General features: G+C 46.5%; 10 protein-coding genes and 1 tRNA gene. 8 read left to right on the top strand and 3 right to left on the bottom strand.

Annotation, left to right across the window (positions count from 1 at the left end; all coding sequences use genetic code 11):
* Positions 1-62: 62 nt before the first annotated feature.
* From HK23_RS07975 to HK23_RS08000, 6 genes are all read left to right on the top strand, one after another.
* Positions 63-1298 (top strand): NupC/NupG family nucleoside CNT transporter, encoded by a 1236-nt coding sequence (locus HK23_RS07975; protein WP_086653559.1) that lies wholly within the window; start codon positions 63-65, stop codon positions 1296-1298.
* 698 nt (positions 1299-1996) lie between these two features.
* On the top strand, positions 1997-4762 hold the full coding sequence (locus tag HK23_RS07980; RefSeq protein ID WP_086653560.1) for a Hint domain-containing protein: 2766 nt from the start codon (positions 1997-1999) through the stop codon (positions 4760-4762).
* Between the two features lie 63 nt (positions 4763-4825).
* Positions 4826-6310 carry an AMP-binding protein gene (locus HK23_RS07985; RefSeq protein ID WP_086653561.1) on the top strand — a complete coding sequence of 495 codons (1485 nt, stop codon included), beginning with the start codon at positions 4826-4828 and terminating at the stop codon, positions 6308-6310.
* 47 nt (positions 6311-6357) lie between these two features.
* Entirely contained in the window at positions 6358-12717 is a 6360-nt protein-coding gene (locus tag HK23_RS07990) for a type I polyketide synthase (RefSeq protein WP_086653562.1), read from the top strand.
* A gap of 2 nt (positions 12718-12719) precedes the next feature.
* Complete coding sequence (locus tag HK23_RS07995) at positions 12720-14501, top strand: AMP-binding protein (RefSeq protein WP_086653563.1); 1782 nt, start codon at positions 12720-12722, stop codon at positions 14499-14501.
* Positions 14501-15694, top strand: coding sequence for an autotransporter strand-loop-strand O-heptosyltransferase (locus HK23_RS08000; RefSeq protein ID WP_179193845.1), 1194 nt, complete (start codon positions 14501-14503; stop codon positions 15692-15694). Before HK23_RS07995 ends, HK23_RS08000 begins: the two co-directional genes overlap by 1 nt.
* 1088 nt (positions 15695-16782) lie before the next feature.
* On the opposite strand, the gene HK23_RS14530 is transcribed toward HK23_RS08000, so the two are convergent.
* Positions 16783-16850: transfer RNA gene (locus HK23_RS14530), tRNA-Glu, on the bottom strand.
* Positions 16851-17411: 561 nt separating this feature from the next.
* Between HK23_RS14530 and HK23_RS08015 the strand changes: the two genes are divergently transcribed.
* Both HK23_RS08015 and mazF read left to right on the top strand, forming a co-directional pair.
* On the top strand, positions 17412-17654 hold the full coding sequence (locus HK23_RS08015; protein ID WP_063907591.1) for an AbrB/MazE/SpoVT family DNA-binding domain-containing protein: 243 nt from the start codon (positions 17412-17414) through the stop codon (positions 17652-17654).
* Positions 17651-17995 (top strand): endoribonuclease MazF, encoded by a 345-nt coding sequence (gene mazF, locus HK23_RS08020; RefSeq protein ID WP_063907590.1) that lies wholly within the window; start codon positions 17651-17653, stop codon positions 17993-17995. The genes HK23_RS08015 and mazF overlap by 4 nt, the downstream gene beginning before the upstream one ends.
* A gap of 230 nt (positions 17996-18225) precedes the next feature.
* Here the strand turns inward: mazF and HK23_RS08025 are convergent, their stop codons facing one another.
* Both HK23_RS08025 and HK23_RS08030 read right to left on the bottom strand, forming a co-directional pair.
* A complete protein-coding gene (locus tag HK23_RS08025; protein ID WP_143217518.1) occupies positions 18226-19647 on the bottom strand; it encodes a hypothetical protein in 1422 nt (473 codons plus the stop codon).
* Positions 19648-20128: 481 nt separating this feature from the next.
* Positions 20129-21493 carry a DUF6538 domain-containing protein gene (locus HK23_RS08030; protein ID WP_063908905.1) on the bottom strand — a complete coding sequence of 455 codons (1365 nt, stop codon included), beginning with the start codon at positions 21491-21493 and terminating at the stop codon, positions 20129-20131.
* Positions 21494-21520: the final 27 nt, after the last annotated feature.

Here is a 21520-nt window from a genome sequence, read left to right on the forward strand (position 1 = left end):
GTTTTTTGTCATCATGGGCTCAGGGTGTGTGGAAGCGCAGGCCCTGAGAGAAGGATCATTCAGTGCATAGTCGTGGATGCCTCGGTATTCTCCTGCTTCTGGGTATTGCGGTCTTTTTTTCAAAGGACCGGAAAAATATCAGTCTCCGCACGGTTCTGAGCTGCCTGCTGGCTCAGGTCGCGATTGGTCTGCTTGTCCTGCGCGTGCCTGTGGGGCAGCAGGTTTTGTGGTCTCTTTCTGAGGGCGTGACCAAGATCCTCTCCTGTGGGGATGAGGGGGCGCGTTTCCTTTTTGGTGCTCTGGCCAGTGACAAGATGGCGACCGTCTTCCCGAATGATGGGTTTGTGTTTGCTTTCCGGGTGCTGCCGTCTCTGGTGTATGTCAGCGCTTTGATTGCCATCCTGTTTCATGTCGGCGTCATGCAGGTCTTTGCCCGCACAACGGGAAAAATCCTGCAAAAAATTCTGGGCACGTCGCCTGTTGAATCCTTTGGGGCGGTCATCACGATTTTTATCGGCCAGAGTGAGTTGCCGGTGGCGTTGGGCCCTTACCTGCGGACAATGGCCCCGACTGAACTGTTCAGCGTGTTGTGTAGTGGGGTGGCTTCCGTTTCCGGCGCAACGCTGGTTGGCTATGTCGGGTTGGGGGTGCCGGCTCATTATCTGGTGGCGGCGTCTTTTATGGCCATTCCGGGCGGGATGATGTTTGCAAAAATCCTTGCCCCTCGCGCAGCCGGTAGCCCGGTGGATACGCTGGCTGCCGGGCGCTCCTCCTACAATCAAGCTTTTTTTGAAACCATTACCGAAGGCGCTTTGAAGGGCACCAAAACAGCTGTTGCTGTGGCGGCAACACTGGTCGCCTTTATCGGGTTGATTGCTCTGATTAACAGCGGATTTCAGGCGTTAGGGCAGGCCATTCACAAGCCATTTCTTTCGCTGGAATATCTTTTCGGCCTGTTGTTTTCCCCCATAGCCTGGCTGCTGGGGGTGCCGGCGGGGGAATGCACAATTGTTGGCTCTGTGCTGGGGCTGAAACTCGTTATTAACGAATTTGTCGCCTACCTGCATCTTGGCCCGTCGCTGCAGAACGGAGCGCTTTCTGCCCGCAGTGGGGCGATTGCGACTTTTGCACTCTGCGGTTTTGCCAATTTAAGTTCCATTGGCATTCTTGTTGCGGCCTTTGGGAGCCAGTGCCCCGAGCGTCGCGCAGAACTGGCGCATATCAGTGCCCGTGCCGTGCTGGCGGGCATGCTATCCAATTTTATGAGTGCGGCGATTGCGGGGATTATTCTTGCTTAAGGCGGAGCGGTAAACGCTGAGAAACCTTAAGCAATTAAGGCCCGTTTGTTCCTCCCAAGCTCATGTCTCAAAATATTTAGAGATCTTATGCTGGAAAATCCGCCATCCGCCTCAGAGTCGAGTATGTTTTTACTGATCAGAAATCACGAATGGGCTGTTTAGACGCTTCAGAATCCATTAGTCGTCCACGCGGTAGATCCCATGTGACAGAGGAAAAAACGGCCTGATTCGCTCCATTTGGCGTTTAAAAAGCCAAAAGGCATCACTGACAGACTGTCCTTGCAATCGGCAAGCTTGTGAACCACAACGCACCGCTCAGTTTAACGAATTAATAGGTTCTGAGCCTAATGCGTCGGTTTCTTCTTATAGAGCGAATCTGCGTGCTGGTATAACAACTCGGGTGGCAGTGAACTCCCTGCGCAGCGAAAGTATGATGAAAACATCTAAAAAGCTAATACCCCCCCGTTATTAACCTTAAATTAACTGTATAGAGTATAAAATAATCGATTTTTGATTCCTGAAATGTGCCAAAATTACCCTTTAAAGGATCAAGATTTTTCAAAACCATCGTCTTTACTTGCAATTACAACAAGGTATGCATAAGGATATTTTCCAGATAACGTTTGCTCTCCTTAAACAGAATTGAGATCTCATACGTTGTCAGAATGTTAACTTTTCATCATGGGAGTAATTGAAGCATGGCGACGGGTGATCTCTATAGTTCGTTTACGTCGGGGCTATCGGCTTATGATACGACTAATGTTACTGACCTGCACAATGGCGCTGTAGTTTCAGGTTCGGTCAATGGTGCAGGAACCGGGTTAGAAACCATAGCCCTTATTGGTGGCAATGGTGGCACAAACACTACCGGTACGGTTTCTGGCGCCACTGCCGGGTATCTTGGTGTCGTGGGTGCGCAAAATCGTGGCCAATTTATTAATGGTGCGGTCATTAACTCTGGTGGTGCTGGCATTGCAGTTAATGGCGGCGTTATTAGTGGCGCAACGGTTTCCTCCGGTGGTGGTCTTTTGGTTGCGGCCGGGGTCAGTAATGTCCAAGGTGGCGCTGGGTCAGCTGGCGCTATCATAGATCCCTATGTACTCTCCGGTGGGCAGGTTGCTGTTGGTGAGTTTAGTGCCAAGGGGAGAACATTTACTGGCGCGGGCACTATTTCTGGCGGGACTTTCCAGGTTGGCGCTACGGAAATGGTTAGTTCCGGCTATGCAAGTGGTGGTACTTTCCATGGGACCCAGTTGCTACTTAACGGTGGGACAGCCGTTGGCGGCCTGTTTAATAGTGGCGGTGTGCAGCTAATTGGCGGTTATTTCCTGTCTTCTAATAATGGCTCGGGTGGTACCACGACGCGTCTTGCTAGTGTTGCAGGAACCGAAAGTGGCTGGGTTAAAGATATTGCTTCTGCTACTGGCGCAACGATTGGTAATGGCGGTACTGCTTATGTACTCGCTGGTGGTACATCAATTAGTGCTACGGTTGGTAGTGGTGGCACAGAGGTTATTTCCTCAGGCGGTGTTGCTTCTGGTATAATCGTAAGCGGTGGTACAGAAATTGTTGTAAGTGGTGGCGTAACGACCTCTGCTACCGTTGTCTCCGGCGGCACAGAAATTCTGAGCGGCGGCACTGCGGCGTCTACAAAAATTGGTAGCGGCGGCACTCAGCTTGTGAACTCCGGTGGTACAGCAATCTCGGCCGTGGTAAGTGGCGGTGTAGAGGTTGTGAGTTCAGGCGGCTCCGCCTTGGGAACGGTTGTTAGTGCTTATGGTAATTCTGTTGTCAGCGCGGGTGGTTACGTATCAGGCACTGTAGTTCGCAGCGATGGGGGGCTTGCGATTTCTGGTGTTGCGTCTAACACGATAGTCAGCGCTGGCGGTGTTGTTGAAATTGGTTCTGGTGGTAAAGCTACGACCACCACCGTCTTGAGTGGCTCTGTATTTGTTGCCTCAGGCGGCGTTGCTTCTAACACGACAATTTCTGGCGGCACTCAGACGGTCAATGCTGGTGGCACAGCTGTTCAGTCTATTATTAATCAGGGTGGCGTGCTGAGCGCATATAATGGCGCTACGCTTTCTGGTACGGTGACTGTATCTGGGGGTGCCACGCTTGCTCTGGGCGGAAATAACGGGAATGCAAAGATTGATCTTGCCGGCACAAGTGCTCTTAATCCGGCTACCGTTGTCATTGCTGCCGGCGTTACAGATGTTCCAGAAGAATTTACGAGCTGGAGCGATGGTGATAAGATTATCTTTAATTCCGTTACTGGTGCAGCCTATGATGTGACGTTCTCTGATGCGGATCACATCTCTTTCTACGTTAATGGCAAGCAGTATAAGCTGCATATCGATAATATTGAAAACAGCTACAAGTTCGTCACGGGTTCTTCCTTAGCGCTTGAAACATGCTTCCTGACGAATACGCTTATCCGTATGCTCAATGGGCCAGTTGCAGTACAGGACGTTCGGCCAGGTGACACCGTGATGGTGCGCAATGGCGATGCGTTTGTGCCCAGTAAAGTGAAGTGGGTAGGCAAAAATAAAGCTGTGGTTCGTGCTGATGCTGCCTATGCTGATGAAGCAGGTTATCCAGTTCTTATCGTCAAGGATGCACTGGCAGACGGCGTGCCGTTCAAAGATCTACGTGTAACACCAGAACACTGTCTGTTCATTGATGGCCAGTTCATTCCGGCGCGTATGCTCGTCAATGGTCGCAGCATTCGTTATGACACGAATTATGCCGTTTATGATTACTACCATATTGAAACAGAAGACCATTCTGTGATCGAAGCTGATGGCGTTTTAACAGAAACGTATCTCGATACCGGTAATCGGGCGTCTTTTGCTCGTGTTGACGGTTCGGATGTTGTTACTGGCTATTTTGAGGCTTCAAAAAACTGGATTTATGATGCAGCAGCTCCGCTGGCGACCAGCAGAGAAGTTGTTGAACCAGTTTATCAGCTCCTGGTTGAGCGCAGCAAAGGTCTTGCTCTGGGCGACTTGGTAACTGATACTGCGACGTGGTCTGATGACGCAAATCTGCATCTTGAAACAGAAGCAGGTAGCTCTATTCGCGCCATTAAGCAGAATGGTAATACAATGTCCTTTATGTTGCCCCCGGGTGTACAAAAAGTGTTCATTGCTTCGAGGACCTCTCGTCCGGTTGATGTTATTGGCGCTTTTGTTGATGATCGTCGTGAACTGGGCGTGCAAATTGCTAAAATCGACCTCCTGAGTGGCGCGGGTACTTTCTCTATTTCCAGCCATCTTGAAACAGAGACGCTGGAAGGTTGGGCTTCTCTGGAAAATAACGGGGCACGTTGGACATCCGGTCGGGCGTTGGTTGACTTGTCGGGGGTTTCTGTCGACGGGTTCAAAATACTGACGATTGAAGTTGTTTCCACGGTTTCCTACTGCGTGGATGACCAGCAGCAGAGTATAGCTCTGCACGCATAAATTTTTAGTTCTTGGAAATGTCTCCTGTCGCTATAATAAGCGGCAGGAGATTTTTAATTTGGTATGCTTTCCAAAAAGGCAAACGCTAATATGCTTGAGACATTTGTTCAGAATTTTCGGAAAACAAAAGTATATGGCACCGCCTTTGAAAGCGTATCACGATCATGGAGTTGGAACAGATTTCTGAGTGATGTCAGAAAAACAGCTCAGGCTCTTGAGAGCATAAGACAGTCACAGCCTGCTACCGTAGGAATAAGGTGTGCTGATTATTACCATCATTGGGTTCTTATCTTTGCACTTGATAGACTGGGTCTTGCGTCGGCCTCATTTCAGAATAGTTATGGTCCATCCTTCAAAACTTATCTTGATGTCATAAAACCGGATTTTATTGTGACGGATGTGGCACTCGAAGTTGGAATAAGCCATTGCATTGTCAATGCAAAGTGGTTCTCAGATGTTTTCAAGAATAAAGATGACTATACGCAGCATTATAAATCTAGCGGGTTTTGCCGTATAGGGGTGGCTGCGGGAACAGACGTCAGACCACACAAAATTGGATTAACCCAGGAAAATATTGAGCAGAATATTCAACAGCTCATGACATCTAATATTTTATCTTTATCTGATAGGCCTGATAAGGAAAATCTGGCTGTTATTTGCTGTATTGGTATTGATATTCTTGCCGGGTATCAGATTGTTCTTGCTGCTCTGGCAGCAGGATCTCCGGTTAAAATTATTGAACATGTCCAAATTGCTTTAGCTGTAATACAACAAAAACCAATCGTTCTGGTCGTTTCTCCTCTTCATTTAGAGTATGTTATTTCTTCTCTTTCTCCTATTTCCAGAGCACAGGAAAATATTGAAGTTGTTGTCGTCGGAGGTAGGCTCCCCGTCGAGTTAGAAAATAAAACGAAAGCCAAGTTGACGAATAAAATACATATTCTGTATGGAACAGAAGAAGCAGGTGTTATTTCGATAAAGAACAATGATACGTCCTTTGATTCCAACAGCGCTGGTAAGATTCTTCCATGGATGACTGTTGAAATTGTTGATGGCCGTGATGTGCCCCTTCCGAAGGGAGAGGAAGGAATAATAAGAGTTCGTGGGAATACAGTCATAAAAAATTATCTTGATCAGGATCAATATAATAATAAAAAATTCAAAAATGGATGGTTTTATCCAGGAGATATAGGGTTTTTATCCGAAGAAAATGAGGTTTTTATTACTGGAAGAGCTGATTCTCTTGCGTCTTTCGGTGGTGATAAATTTGATTTAAGGCTCCTTGATCATATTTTGAAGGCCTATACGGGTATAGAAGATGCAAGCACATTTTCTGTTCCGGATGAAAATGGAGTGCCTATGCCGTATGCAGCCATTGTGTGTCATGTGGATCTGGATGGTGCGGCATTATCGGCTCAATTACGCGAAAAATATGAGAATTTACCACAGCTTACCCTTATTTGGGTCGATCGAATTCCCTATCGTAGCGACGGCGAGCCGGATCGCGATTTTCTGACCAATGGTATTATCCGTAGTCGTCAGAAATAAGGAAGATAAAACTATTTTTTCTTGTCTAAAGATATTCGGGGGCAGAAGTGCACAATAAACAAGAATTTGCCATTATCGGTACGGGTCTTCGGCTCCCTAAAAATATTACAACATTAAAAGAATTTTGGGATTTTCTGAATAGTGGTGAGGATGCCAGTTCTGAGGTGCCAAAAGACCGCTGGAGTGTGGATCGATATTATGATCCAGCATATGAAACGCCCGGTAAGACCTATATGCGTCGCGGCTCTTTTCTGACACAGAAGCTGGGATATTTTGAGCCGCAGGTTTTTGGTATTTCGCCGCGTGAAGCGACCTTAATGGATATGCAGCAGCGGTTTTTACTAGAGGTGGCGTGGGAGGCATTTGAAAGTGCAGGTATTATCCCCGCTCACATGAATGGGTCTAAAACAGGTGTATTTGTAGGCTCTTTTTCGCTTGATTGGTTGGTTAGTTGTGGCAGTCCTCTAAACCGCAATTCCATCAAAGATCATTTTGCTACAACTGCAGCTTCTGCAACAATGCTTTCGGCTCGGCTGGCCCATGTTTTTGGGCTTTGTGGTCCATGCCTTACCATAGATACTGCCTGTTCTTCCTCCTTGGTTGCGATCCATAACGCATGTATGAGCCTGGAAAATCGGGAGTGTGATGTTGCTTTAGCCGGTGGTGTTAATTTTCTTATCAATCCACAGGCTGCCATGACCATGTCACGCGGACATTTTCTGGCAAAAGATGGACGTTCAAAAAGTTTTTCATCAGATGCAGATGGTTATGGTCGTGGAGAAGGAGCTGCGCTTCTTGTTCTGAAGCGGCTGGAAGACGCTGTTCGTGTAAAAGATCCAATTATTGGTGTTATCTGTCAGAGCGGCGTCAACCACGATGGCAGGGGAACAGCTATAACAGTTCCAAACGGTGCTGCTCAGGAAGCACTTATACAGGATGTCATTCATAAAAGTGACTTGTCAGAAGATGACCTGGACTATGTGGAAGCTCATGGCACAGGCACCCCGGTTGGAGATCCGATAGAAGCAGCTGCTATTGCTCGTGCGATTGCAAAGAATAAGCAGGCTACAGGCCCATTGGTTGTTGGATCTGTCAAGGCGAACATTGGACATTTGGAAGCTGCTGCCGGTATTGCTGGGGTTTTAAAAACATTACTCTGCCTCGAACAGAGGGAAGTCCCTGCGCAGGTTAATCTTGACGATATCAACCCGAATATAGAGTGTGAAAAATGGAATTTACATATTCCCGTTAAGGAAAATGTATTACTGCCACCTCAGAAAACTGTTTTATATGCTGGTGTGAATTCGTTTGGTTATGGTGGGACCAATAGCATGGTTGTCATGCGGTCTTGCAAGAAAACAGAAGCAAAACCTGTTTCTAAAATTAACAATAAAAAAGCATCTTTAAAGAGATATCTCTTGCCTCTTTCTTCAGCGCATGAAAAGGGTCTTTCCGTTGCAGCTGAATCCTATATAACGTTTTTGGAAAATAATACAGATGTTGATTTGTTCGATGTCTGTTATTCAGCAGCAACACATAGGACATTATTTCAGAATAGAGCCATTGTTCTTGCTGAAAGCAAAGAAGAGATTTTGCAAAATCTTTTTGACCTTAAGGAAGGAAAGCAAAATCCATCTGTCATGACCGGTCGCAGCTTTGTTGCGGCTAAGCATGGGCCAATTATGGTTTTTTCCGGGATGGGCTCTCAATGGAGCGGGATGGGAAAAACCATTCTTACTACCCTTCATCCTGATGTGCTGGCCGTTTCAGAAGAATTTGACAACGCATTTGTCCGCATTTCCGGGTGGTCGCTTGTGGCTGCTTTGACGGGCGAAGAAAGTGCCAGCTCTTCCATCCATAAAACAGAAATTGCACAACCTGCAATCTGCCTTCTGGAAATTCTAATCTTTAAGACGCTTGTTGTTCATGGTGTTCAACCCGCTGCCATTGTCGGTCATAGCGTGGGAGAGGTTGCGGCCGCTTATTGCGCCGGGGCTTTGACGTTGGAGGACACTGTACGCACTATTTATGCGCGTAGTCAGCTTCAGGCACGTTTGGCCGGTGCTGGTACAATGTTGGCTGTAGGAACCGAACGGGAAAAAGTCGAAGAATTCATAGAGAAGCATGCTCTTACGGTATCTGTGGCAGCTGTAAATAGCTTGAAGTCCTGCACTCTGTCTGGTCCTGAGAATGATTTAAAAATAGTAGCTGATCATTACAGTAAGCATGATATTTTCGTTCGTTTTTTGAATGTTGAAGTGCCTTATCATAGCGTGTTGATGGAAAATATCCAATCTGACATGCTCGAAATGTTAGCTGGTATTCATCCTGTGGCACCGTTACGACCACTTTATTCAACAGTCACTGGTAAAAAATGGTCTCACAATGATAAACATGATGCGAAATATTGGTATCTTAATTCACGCCAGCCTGTAGAATTTTTCGAAGCATTTTCAAAAATACTTCAAGAAATAGAAAGCCAGGTTATCTTGGAGGTGGGTTCACATCCTGTTTTGTTACCATCTATTAAGGAAATTATTTCGAAATCTGATATTGACATTCAAACTGTTCATTCGCTTCGTCGAAATAATGTGGACGCTAATTGGGCGGAGAGCTGTCTGGCCCGGCTGGCTATAGCTGGTGCGGCATTAGATTGGAAGCGTATGACGGGTGGTCAACGTGTTGACATACCGTATTATGCTTGGTGCCGAGAATATTACTGGTCTGAATGCCAGGAAGCTGCGGCCGATCGCCTGGGGTTGATTGTGCATCCTCTTTTGGGGCTGTCGATGGTGTCTGCTACCCCACGTTGGCGTGCAACAATCAACCAGAACTATCTCCCATGGTTACCTGACCACTGTATTGAAAATAATATTATCTTTCCAGCCTCTGCTTATATTGAGGCCGCTTTGGCTGTTCATTTTCAAATTTATGGAACTCATCAGAGTATATTGAAGAATTTTGAAATTCATTCTCCAATTTTGATTGAAGAGAAAATCAATTGCGATGTTGAGTGGTCTTACAATACGGAAACAAAAAAGCTTGAGGGCAGCACAGTAACCTGCGGTGATGATGACAGTGATCCTGTCTGGCATAAGCATGTTAGTGTAGAAATACTGACAGCATTGCCATGGCCACTGGACACGGTGACAATTTTCGATCCTGTTGCCGTTAAGACATTTGACAAAGCCGCTTTTTATACAATGCTCGCAGATTACGGGCTGCAATATGGTGATCAGTTTCAGGTTGTAGAAAATATTGCGGTGGTACCTGAGGGACTATGGGCGACATTAAGTCTGACAGCTGAAAGAGCATCACAGAGCGAACAATATGCAATACATCCGGCCCTGCTGGATGGCGCATTTCAACTTATAGCAGCAGTTGTTTTTGAGCATAACGCTGATAATGAATATGCGTATGTGCCGGTCAGTGCTGAGCGTATTATATATCACGGGCAAAGCTGCATGAAATTGACAGCGGTTGTCAGTGTAGGGGTAATATCTTCGACGCAGCTTATAGCCGATGTGCGCCTTTATAATGCTTCTGGTCATATGGTAATGAGTATAGATAGGCTGGTTTGCAAAGCTGTGCCGCGTATTACCAGACAAAAGAAATTTGAAAGTTTTCTTTATAAAGAAAACTGGAGAAAAGCTGATCCCTTGCCTCTTCTTGTTGATCCACAGAAAATTCTGGCAGTGGGTGATGCTAATCAGATTAAATTATTCAAATCAGTATCTGAGCGATATTTACTTTCGGTTGATGATATCGTCGTTCCCTCTGTGCACGATAGTCTGTTTTTCAAAAAAGAATTTATGGGCATCAACTTTGGTGACTATAAGGCTATTGCTTTTTTCTGCCCTATTGGGAAAGAAAAAACACAAATCTCAGATATTGAACAGCTTCTAACGTGCGTTCAGGCGATACCACATTTCTCTGCTGAAGAAATATGGCCGCGTTTTTGTGTCATAACTCAATGTATTCCGACCGATAGTGACAGTTCATCTCAAGCTTGTTCTCTCAATCAGGCGGCATTGCGAGGTTTTGCGCGAGGTATAGAATTAGAGCGATCAGACCTTCGTCTAAAAATTATAGAGTTTGATGCCGAGGCAACGGAAGCGGCGTATGCAGCCATTGGTGCAGAAATGTTGCACGATGATTGGGAAGATCATGTTCTGCATCATAACAGTGAACGCTTTGTGGCAAGAGTTATCCCGACGCCCTTAAAAAATGAGATTGCTACTCTTATTCCGCTTGCGGGGCGACAGGATATTTCAGCCGTTTTAAAAGCTTCTGATACAGGCTCTTTGGAAAAATTGCAGTATGAAGTCAGCAAAATGCGCAAACCCGGTGAAGGTGAAGTCACCTGTCAGGTTTTGGCGTCGGCCCTGAATTTCAAAGATGTTTTGAAGGCTATGGCCCTCCTGCCTGATAGTGTGGTTGAGGACACCTTCTATGGCCATGAGCTTGGTATGGAGGCTGTAGTACGGATCAGCGCTGTGGGCGAAGGAGTCCATAATTTTGAAACGGGTAAAGATTATATTGTCGCAGCAGCAGACTGTTTTGCAACATCATTCACTGCAAAATCTGATACGCTCTTTGCAATAGAAAAACCAACATTCCTTTCTGCGTGTGAAGCTGCAACATTGCCCGTTGCATTTCTGACGGCATGGTATGGTTTGATGCATCTGGCCAAGCTACAGGCGAATGAGAGTGTGCTAATTCACTCAGCCAGTGGTGGCGTAGGGCTTGCTGCAATTCAGGTTGCTAAAATGCGTGGAGCAAAAATATTTGCAACGGCTGGGACCGAAGAAAAAAGAGCGTATCTGCGCAACTTGGGATGCGACCATGTCTGGTCTTCTCGTACGCTAGAATTTGCTGATGAAATACATTTTCTGACAGATGGCCGAGGCGTGGATGTTGTTCTGAACTCCTTGTCTGGAGAAGCTCAAGCTGCCAGCCTTGCCAGTGTTGCGCCTTTAGGGCGGTTTGTTGAAATTGGCAAAAGAGATATTATTGAAAATAATGCTCTGGCTATGCGGGTTTTTAATGAAAATATTTCATTCTTTTCTGTGGATCTTGATCGCCTACTGAAGGAAAAGCCACAGCTTATTAAAGACATCCTTGTTACTATGAGCGGTATGATCGGAAAAGGAGATATAAATCCTCTACCCTCAACAGTTTATCCTGCGGGGAAAACTGTTGAGGCTTTCCGCTATCTTTCCAGTGCCAAGCATATTGGAAAAGTAGTTATTGATTATACAGATCTGGCCGATGTGGTGGGGAAAGAAAAGCTGCTTCCGCCGCCAGAAATTGATGCTGCAAGTGCTTATCTTATTACAGGTGGTTTTGGTGGTCTCGGTCTGGAGGTTGCGGATTGGCTGATTGCGTCTGGTGCAAGATATCTGGTGCTGACTGGACGCAATAAAACGGATAACGAAGTTATTTTGAACAGGATTCAGACGTGGCGTGATGCAGGTATCATGCTCGAAGAGCGTTACTTCGATGTCGCAGACAAAACCAGTTTGAAATCATGCTTGTCTGAATTTGGAAAAAATTTACCAAATATAAAAGGTATTTTTCATTGTGCCTGTGTATTTGATGATGCTTTATTAGAGAATATAACTCCAGAACGTCTTACAGTCGGTTTTTCAGCGAAAGCTGTAGGAGCACAAAATCTGGATGTTTTGACACGGCATATCCCTCTAGATTTTTTCGTTCTATTTTCTTCTGTCACTACTATGACAGGAAATATCGGGCAGAGTGTTTATATCGCGGCCAATGAAGTTTTAAACCAGATCTGTGAAAACAGACGTGCATTAAATCTTGCAGGGATTTCCCTCAATTTGGGGCCGATTGATGGAGTGGGTATTTTGGCTCGCAATCAGGTTGCCGCAGATGCTCTAGAGAATGCAGGCATGAAATTATTGGATATACATGAAATTCTGCATTTTCTTCCTGATCTTATAGAGCAGCGTTGGCCACAAATTACCATTGCAAATATTAATTGGGAAACATGGTTTCGTGTAGTCCCTCTGGTCGCTGATCTCTCGCGATTTACAGCTTTGCATCATTTGGTGGGATCGCTTGAATCGACAAGTGAAACAATGTTGTCGCTGCTCAGCTTGCCTGAAGAAAACAGGTTGGATTTTATCGTGCTAAGGCTGAAATCGATTATAGCAAAAACGCTGCATCTTCAGGAAAATGCCATTGAAGATAATGCTCGTCTATCTGAACTGGGTTTGGATTCTTTGGCTGGCGTCGAGTTGCAGACAGGTATTCGGGTGGAATTTGGCGTGGAGGTTTCTGCAATGATGCTTGCAAAAGATGATAGTATTCGCAGTTTAGCGAAAAAATTTTACAGCCAGATACAGGTAAAACTTTCAAACTTAATGTCTAAGGATATATAAAAATGGATTGGGAGTTTCACTTAACGCGTGGAGCCCAGAATGAAGAGGTTATAGATTGGCGCAAGGGGACGCTTGCTGAATCTTGTCGTTATAGAGCGACAAAAAATCCAGACCTTGAGATTTTGATATTTCTCGGAGATGGGCGGAATGCAACAGCAAGGCTCACAGCGCGAGAACTGGATCAAAAAGCCGGGTGCATGGCGTCTTGGTTGACCAAGCTTGTTACGCCTGGGCAGCGTGTTGTGCTGCTTTTTGAAAATGGTCCCGAATACCTGATTGGGCTGTTCGGTTGTCTATACGCTGGTGTCATTCCTGTTTCTGGTGTGTATCCGACGGATTTTGGTAGCCGCCAACGGTTCTGTCATATTGTAAGCGACAGCAATGCCGTTGCTGTGGTTGGTAGTAAAAATGTATTATCTATTTTCCAAAAGGAATGCTCGTCAGAAAATCTAAACATATTGTGGATCCCGGTTGAGCTGTCTGAAAAAGGGCAAAATTATTTCTATGCACCGGGAGATAATGAACAAGATGCTCTTATTCAATACACCTCGGGTTCTACAAATATTCCTAAAGGTGTTGTTCTTACTAATAGGAATATTGCTTTTAATCTGACCCAGCAAGGCGATAAACTTGGCTACGCGCATGGAGACGTGGGAGTAAGCTGGCTCCCACTTTCGCATGATATGGGGCTGATGGGATCGGTTCTGATGGCAATCGGAGCTGGAGGACAATGTGTATTGCTGCCGCCCGAAAAGTTTCTGGAAAAGCCACTTAATTGGTTGCACGCTATCAGCACATATAAAGCAACTCTTTCCGGGGGGCCGGGGTTTGCCTACGAAATGTGCATTAATGCGGCAGATGATTCTGTCACCCAACTTGATCTTTCATGTTGGGATCAGGCTTTTATTGGTTCGGAAGCCATCAGCACAGTAATGCTGGATCGTTTTTTTGAAAAATTTGCGCCTTATGGTTTTCGAAAATCAGCGTTCTGCCCGTGTTATGGATTGGCAGAAGCAACTCTTCTTGTGTCTTCCAAGCCACGAGGCACGGATATGATTGCCTATCCGTTTTCGCGTCAGTCATTGTTGTTGGGTGAGGTAGAGACTACAGGCACCCTGACTGATGAACGAATACTTGTGTCATGCGGCAAGCTGATTGCAGAAACAAAAGTGGTAATAATAAAGAAAGAGGATGAAATTATTTCTGCTTCTGAAAAGGAAGAAGGCCTTATTTATATTAGCGGCCCGGGAATATCGAAAGGGTATTGTGGTTATGGGTCTGAGGTATCAAATAATTGTTTTCATCGTGGTGAAACTTATTTAGCTACAGGTGATAAGGGTTTTTTTATAGGAGATGAGCTTTTTATAACGGGCAGAAAGGGTAACGAAATTATCCTCAATGGGTTTTCCATAGATCCTGAAGATCTGGTTTTCTCTGTGTCGGAAAGAGCACCCTATGTGTCGCAACATAATGCGACTGTATTTTTGCAAGATGAAGTCGACCCTGTAATCGTTTTTGTCTGTGCGCTGCCATATGATCTTCTGAAGAGCGCTGATGACATGTTCCATGACATTCAGGATGTATTGTACGAGAAATTTAAAATAGAAAAAGGATTTGTTTATTTTGTCAGTCCTTCTGCTTTGAACAGGACACCCAGTGGTAAAATTATGATCAGAGATACCAAGGACTTTCTACAAAAAAATCCAAAAACCATTCTAAAAATAATGGAAATTTTTCCGCGCTCAGCTCAGGGCTTTCGGATTATAAAGCAGGAACAATATTGATGGATAAACAGTTGTCCAATGTGAGCTCTGAAACTTCGGCTGAAATTTTCTCTCAGGATGGCCCTTGCGGAGTGAAATTTGACTTTAATGATGGTGCAAGAATTTTTTTCCCAGATGGTGAAAACTGGAAAGTTGATATCTGGGACCTGGATACCAAAACGCTCATTTTTCAGCACTCACTGCAGGGAGGTACGGTTCAGACCCGGAAGCGGTATTTTGTAAAATTTCTTATTGATATCTTCAAAAATGATGAGCATATTTTTCGGCATGAATTTGATCTGACAGATCGTAATGTTGCGATAAATATGGAACTAGGTGGTCTGGGTGATCATCTTGCGTGGATTGAGCATGTCGAGCTTTTTCGGCGTAAGCATCAATGTCGAATTTTTTGTCCGGTCCGTCCTGATTTGCTGCCTTTATTCGAAGATAGCTATCCAGAAATAGAATTTTATTCCAATAATATAAAAATTGAAGAAGAATTTTACGCATCTTATAAAATTCTGGTTTTTTATAATGATGAAGCGTTAGATTACAGTCCAGTCGATTACAGGGAGGCAGGGTTGAGTCTTCTTGCTTCCTACATTCTTGGTTTGCCGTGTGTCGAGCGGCGGCCTTCTCTCATTACTCCGGCATCAACGCCGCCCATTGTCGAGCCGTATGTATGTATTGCTACACAAGCATCAGGTCACTGCAAATACTGGAATAATCCAGAAGGATGGATCCGGCTGATTCAGTTTTTAAAAAGATGTGGCTATCGAGTGATCTGTATCGACCAGAAGGCTGTCGTGGGGTGTGGGCGCGTGTGGCACTATATCCCTAACGGCGCGGAAGATGAAACTGGGGACAGGTCACTGTTAGAACGGGCAACATGGTTGAAGCACGCTGAATTTTTTATTGGGCTTTCCAGTGGCTTATCGTGGCTGGCCTGGACAATGGAAATCCCTGTGGTTTTAATTAGTGGATTTACTGCCGAGCGGAATGAGTTTCATACCCCGTGGCGTGTCATCAATAAGAACTTATGTAATAGCTGCTCGAATGATATTCGTTGTCATCTTGATACAACGGACTATTTTTGGTGCCCGCGTCACAAAGATACGCCGCGTGAATTTGAATGTTCGATTGGTATTTCCGTAGAACACGTCATATCGGTGGTGGAGGACTGTATAAATTATACTAAAAATAAAAATCAATAATGTTTAAATAAAAAATTGAAGCAATCAGTTGGCAGTTCATGTGCCTGTCCGGGCGATAGTGCGGAGGACAAAGCCCTGCCATGTCCATCCGCGGCTACGCAGACCTTGGTGTCAAAGTATCCACGTGAGCGGCCAAGCGCCTCACGATCCCTGAGGTATCCTCTGTATCCGCCTTTTTGGTGGCCCCGGCCGCTTTGTGATGAGCTCGGATCGTCGTGCTATCGAGAAAAAGCATGCCTAGGGAATGATCTTTGCCTTTAACCTTTTCAAAGAGGCGCTGCCACACCCCAAGCTTCGACCCGGGAATGAACAACTGTGCGGTAATCCACCAAGGGCGCAAACTGCAGATGGCAAAGAGCGCCATTTTGCACCGCTCTGATGGCGCCAGAAAATCGCAGATATCGTCTGTGGAAGGTTCTTCGGTGGGGGGTCTTGCCCTTCGGACGGAGTTCCTCGCTCAAAGGCTCCCAGACAAACCATGTGGTATCCGAAAAGCTAGACTGCATCATGCTCATCATACACAGCTATGAAGCCCGTTCTGTCATTCAAGGACTAACAGACCCTAGTCCGGTCCTCATACTGGCGCGGGTAATGCTCACTGTCAGGACAAACAGTGTTGTCTGTGATTGCTGATCGGCAAAGACGTGATGGGCAGGACGGACGTCCACGTGAATTTCAGGCATCTGCGCCTGGGAATTTCGATAACTGTAATGAAGAGAGTGCTGTTCCCGGTACCATTCAACAAGCGTGGCAATCGTCATCCTGTCGAGAGGGCGTGTATCCGTGACCTGGCCAAGTTCTGCCGTGGCGGTCGTTTCATTCAGTTAGTGGCGAGCCTGTGCTGACGTGGAGAACATCTGCTGCACCCGGCCGCGGTCGGCAACATTGCGGGTCATGTATTGCTTCGGGCAGCGATGGCTCATGCCGCGGGGCAAAAATTTGCCTGTGACGAGGGCCATGCGCCCGCTTATGACTTCACCTGCCGGTGCGTTGTTTTTTTCACCATGAAAGGAAACTCTTACGTTCCTCACGATAGTGCAAAAACTCATATTTTTTGAAAGAGTTTTGCCAAAAAGCCAATGAAACAATGGCGTCCCGTACGGGATTCGAACCCGTGTTGCCGCCGTGAAAGGGCAAAAATAGACCGCAGTCATCTGCGAGTTCCTTTCATAACTATATGATAAACATACATATATGTGTCACACAACATCATGCGTTGTCACCCTAAATCTTTCTTGTTGTGGTGCAAAAATGGTGCACGGATCCCTGTCAGCCGTATTCAGTGTTTCTTATAGAGGGCGTATGCATGACTAATTTTGGGGAGATCGCTTGACGTAATATTTGCGAAAGTTACGTAGTCCGACCGCAAGCGCACGAGACGTCTGGAATTTATAGGGCGGTCGCAAGTCTAAAAAGTTCTCTAATTGGGAAGACGGACGTATAGAAGTTCACATTTTAGATTTTTTATGATTTTTCAATAAAATCAGCGCCTTAGAGATCGCGAACTGCGGGACTCGAACCCGCTCGCTTTGATTGCAACCAGACAGGCAACCCATTGAAACAGAACGATAATTTCAGATAAAATCATCCTTCGCATGGTGACTGCGGGTTCACTCTGCGGGCAAACCCGTGGGGCAGTCAAGAGAGGGATTTATCTGGCCTCTGGTGGGAATATGATGTATATACGACGTATAAACTTTACGTAAGGAAAATCATTATGCAGGGCGTTGTCAGGAAATGGGGAAACAGTGCAGCCATTCGTCTTCCTGCTGGTGTGCTTGAAGCCGTCAGTCTGAAGATCGATCAAGCCGTTGATTTGCGGGAAGAAGATGGGCGCATCATCATAGAACCAGTCAGAGCGTTACCTCTCAAACTGGAAGAGTTAGTGTCAGGCATTACGAACGAGAACCGCCATGATGAAATTGATTTCGGTTCGTCTGTTGGTGGTGAAAGCTGGTGAGTGCCAAAGCAAAGACTGTCTGGGTTCCTGATTGCGGGGAGATTGTCTGGCTGGAATTTGATCCGCAGGCGGGCAGGGAGCAGGCAGGACACCGGCCTGCTGTTGTGCTGAGTCCTGCAAGTTATAATGCCAAGGCTGGTATGATGCTGTGCTGTCCGACAACAACCAAGATCAAAGGCTATCCTTTTGAAGTGGCTCTGACTGGAAAAACTGCCAGTGTGGCCTTGTCAGATCAGGTCAGAAGTCTGGATTGGCGCGTGAGAAAGGCAAAGCTCAAAGGCAAAGTTTTACCCGAAGAGCTTGAGGCCATTCGACAGCGTATCCGGTTGCTAGTCGGGTGATAAAAGTAAGTTTTCCGATAATTTTCAATAATAAAAGAAAAACAGGGAGCCAGCCGTGCAAACCAGCGGACACGTTGTGTCGCGATGGTTTGCAAACTGGTCAGGGGGAGAGCAATGCTCTCCCCGTGAACCCCCTCTTGATGTCAGATTTGGGGGAGAGCGGAATATCAGGTTACGGATACAAATATCAATAAATAGACATCTGTTCACGTTGAACTGCGCTTTATTTGTTACCTTACTCGCCCTTGTTGTTTGGCTCTTTGACGTTCTAGCGCACGTCGTTGCTGGCGACTCATACCTTCAAATGCAGGGTCTGGTGGAAAACTGGTCGCATGAACATGAAAGGGGCTGGTTTTTAGTTTGAGTGGCTTTTGCAGGACATCAAAATTTTTGCGAGCCACGCTTAACTCTTCGATGTCTTTAGGTGTCCATTTTTGCTGAGGAATGGCAATAAGATCCTCGGATTCGCCTTCTTCAGATATCGCCATAACGGCGATCCCTACGCACAGTTTGATATCACAGTAGTCGTGCAGTGTAGCAAGGCAATACGTCTCCAGAATCGTTGCCCTGACCCGCCGGTAGTCTTCTTGCTCCATTGAATTGGCACCGGCGAGGACCAGAAAGACATAAGCGACCTTTTCGTTTGTAGATCGATCATGCGTCACTGCGATACGGGTGAATCGTCCCGCTTTCTGCTCTTCGAGCGCCTTGCGTGCGCCAATTATTGCGCTTGCAAGCGCACGCCGTTGGACTCGATCTTCTCTCGCCATGATACGCAGCCCACGTTCTGCAAGTTCAAAGGTGGGATCGGTATCGAGGATACGAAATTGAGTGCCGTTTAACACGTGATGGGTGAAAAAGCCGATAAGCCGATCCCACTCATATGAGATGCGGTTTGCCGCCTCGCGTCGTTGATATTCGGGGGAGTGGACGAGACAGGCATATTCGCCCTGTACAAACGCGATGGCCGTGTCAGAGTCGAGTTTGGCATCTCGCACATCTGATATCATAGGGAAACGATGTTCTCCGTCCGGCCCTATCGTCTGCAGGTAATTGGCCACCATCTCTGTTTCACTTGGGGAAAATGATAATCTGCCTGATCGGATGATATCTGCTCTAGCGTTAAGATACTTTGTGAAATCGGTTATTGTGTCGAATTCTGACATGACAACATCGAGCGTTGCCATATTGAATACATGGACAAACGGACCATCTGGATCGACGTCACCAATGCAAAACGGTATATGATTTGGGTGAGTAAAGTTGACATGATCTTTCCCGCGGAGAGAAGGCATAATCATGAATGTCCCATCTGGATCGTCAAAATAGGACGACGCCGCCTGCTCCCCTCCTGTAGTCACGCAGATCCCATGGACTCGTCTACGGTCAACTGGCGGCAGTTCAATCGGAATCCGATGCTCACATTTTGCATCTGCAAAAATCGCCTGAGGGTTTTTTCTTATAGAAGTATCAGCTTTCCGGATTTGCTGAGCAGATTGCTCAATCGCGCGATTATACCATCGTTTCCATGCTAATTCTGAGATATTATCGGTTGATTCTGGCCATGTGATATTCTTGTCACTGAATATTATTATGTCATCACCACAAACCACGAAAAGATCGCATAACTCTTTCCCGGGTTTTCTAAACACGTTTGGCCAAGACCAGAGGTCGAGAAAGGTATCGTCTGCAATTTTTCTAAGATATTGCTCGGTCGAAGTGAGGCCTGTGGCTTTCTTGATTACTGAAATAGCGGAATACTCCTCTTGTAATTGTTATAAATATAATAATTACATTGATATTATATCTAGATTTATTTCCAACCGTGAGCCTCAAGTCATGAGTTAAATCATTAAGGAATAAAGTTATTGACAAAAAATTCTCTGAGCAAGGTTTTTCTATTTCCTCGCCGAATGCGGACCAATGCCCCATTCAGGTTCCACTGCTACGCGATAAACGGTGAAGCATAGTCCGCTTTACGAAGATGTAATTAGCCTCCGAAATGTCTGACATGAGGGCGTAAGCGGTCATTAAATGAAACCGTATTTTTCTGCTCTTTAGGGGGTCAACGGGGGATGTAATCCCCCTTGCCAGATGCTCAATGGGTAGCCATTGACCACTGCTGGCTCCCTTTTAAAACGGTATCTTTTTGAAGGCTGTTTCCGGGTAGCTTATGGTCTCTATGGTTTGGCTGAGGTTGGCGGTTCTGATGCCTGTAAGGTAGGTGGTTGTCCCTTGGCTTTTGTGGGTTGCTTCATGGCCAAGAAGACGGTCTATCCATACCTCCCTGATATTGGCATCTGCGTTTCTGAGCTGGGTCGAGACTGTGTGCCGGAACGAGTGAAAGGTGATTTCTGCTGGCAGGCCAATACGGGTCTTGAGCAATGAGAAAGCTCGTCCCAATGCTGCGCCCCTTGTACCCTGTTTCGAGGTTTCCAGACCGGGAATGAGGTAAGGGCCATCAGTGGTATCTTTAAGGGCCAGAACTCCTACTTCAATCAGCTTTGAATGGATTGGCACCATACGCGTGCTCGCTTCCGTCTTGGGTGTCCAGCCGGTTTCAGGGTGTAGGCGAATGAGGAAGCAGGGGATACCATCAACGGTTTGGAGGTCTTCTTTGCGCAGGGCGCAAATTTCGCCCAATCGCATTCCGCTATAAGCTGCAATCAGTGTGACCAGCCGGAAGGTCTGCTCTGGCACCGAAGTGCTATGCCATGAAGCAGAGGCTAGCAAAGCCAGTTCTCTGGCTGTCCAGCTTCTGCGTATGGTTTTCTGTCCATTCTCAAAATTCCAGCCCGTCCACGGGTTGCGTGTGACCAGTTCCCGTTGGTGTAGCTGGTTCCAAAGGGCTGAGAGGCGCATCATATGGTTTTTGACGCTTTTCCCGCTCAGGGTGGGTAAACCTTCCTCTCTGGCCCTCTGAGCCTCTTCTTCAAGGGTAAGACTGCTTTTGCGTTTGCCCAGTGATGCTGGGAGGGAAAAGAGTAGATCACGGAAGGCCCCAGCCTTTTCTCCACCTATTATGGAAACGGGCGCATCTCCAAAAGCTTGCAGGAACAGGTCTACTGCCCGTTGAGTGGCTTTTCTGGTGTCAGCACTGGCGTGGGGATTATCAAGCACAAAGCGTTTTAAAGCCCCCGAGAGCATCAAGGATTGGGCTTTGGCTGGTTTCTTCACTGTTCGGCGTTTGGGCATCGGTGCTGAAACAGGAACGAACCCCGTTTCCTGAGTAGATGAAGGCAGGTTTACGCTCTGCAAATCCCGCAGTGCAACCCGCAGTCCTTCAAGCCTGCTTAAGGCATCTGGTTCAGAGAGGGCCAGATGGGTCTGAGAGAACAGTTCTGTGGTTCTGGCGTGAAGGAGGGATGCCCGTTTGCGCGCTTCGTTTTGATAGCCAGTTTTCAAAGAAACCCAGATTTCTCGCCGGTTTAAGGCTGCTCGCAGGGCAGGGGGAACGATACGGCGAAAGTGGTAAGTGGTGCCTCGGACACGGAGCATAAAATCTTCCCTCAGTGGGGAAGGACG

It is taken from the genome of Acetobacter malorum (assembly GCF_002153605.1).
GTDB classification, from domain to species: domain Bacteria; phylum Pseudomonadota; class Alphaproteobacteria; order Acetobacterales; family Acetobacteraceae; genus Acetobacter; species Acetobacter malorum_A.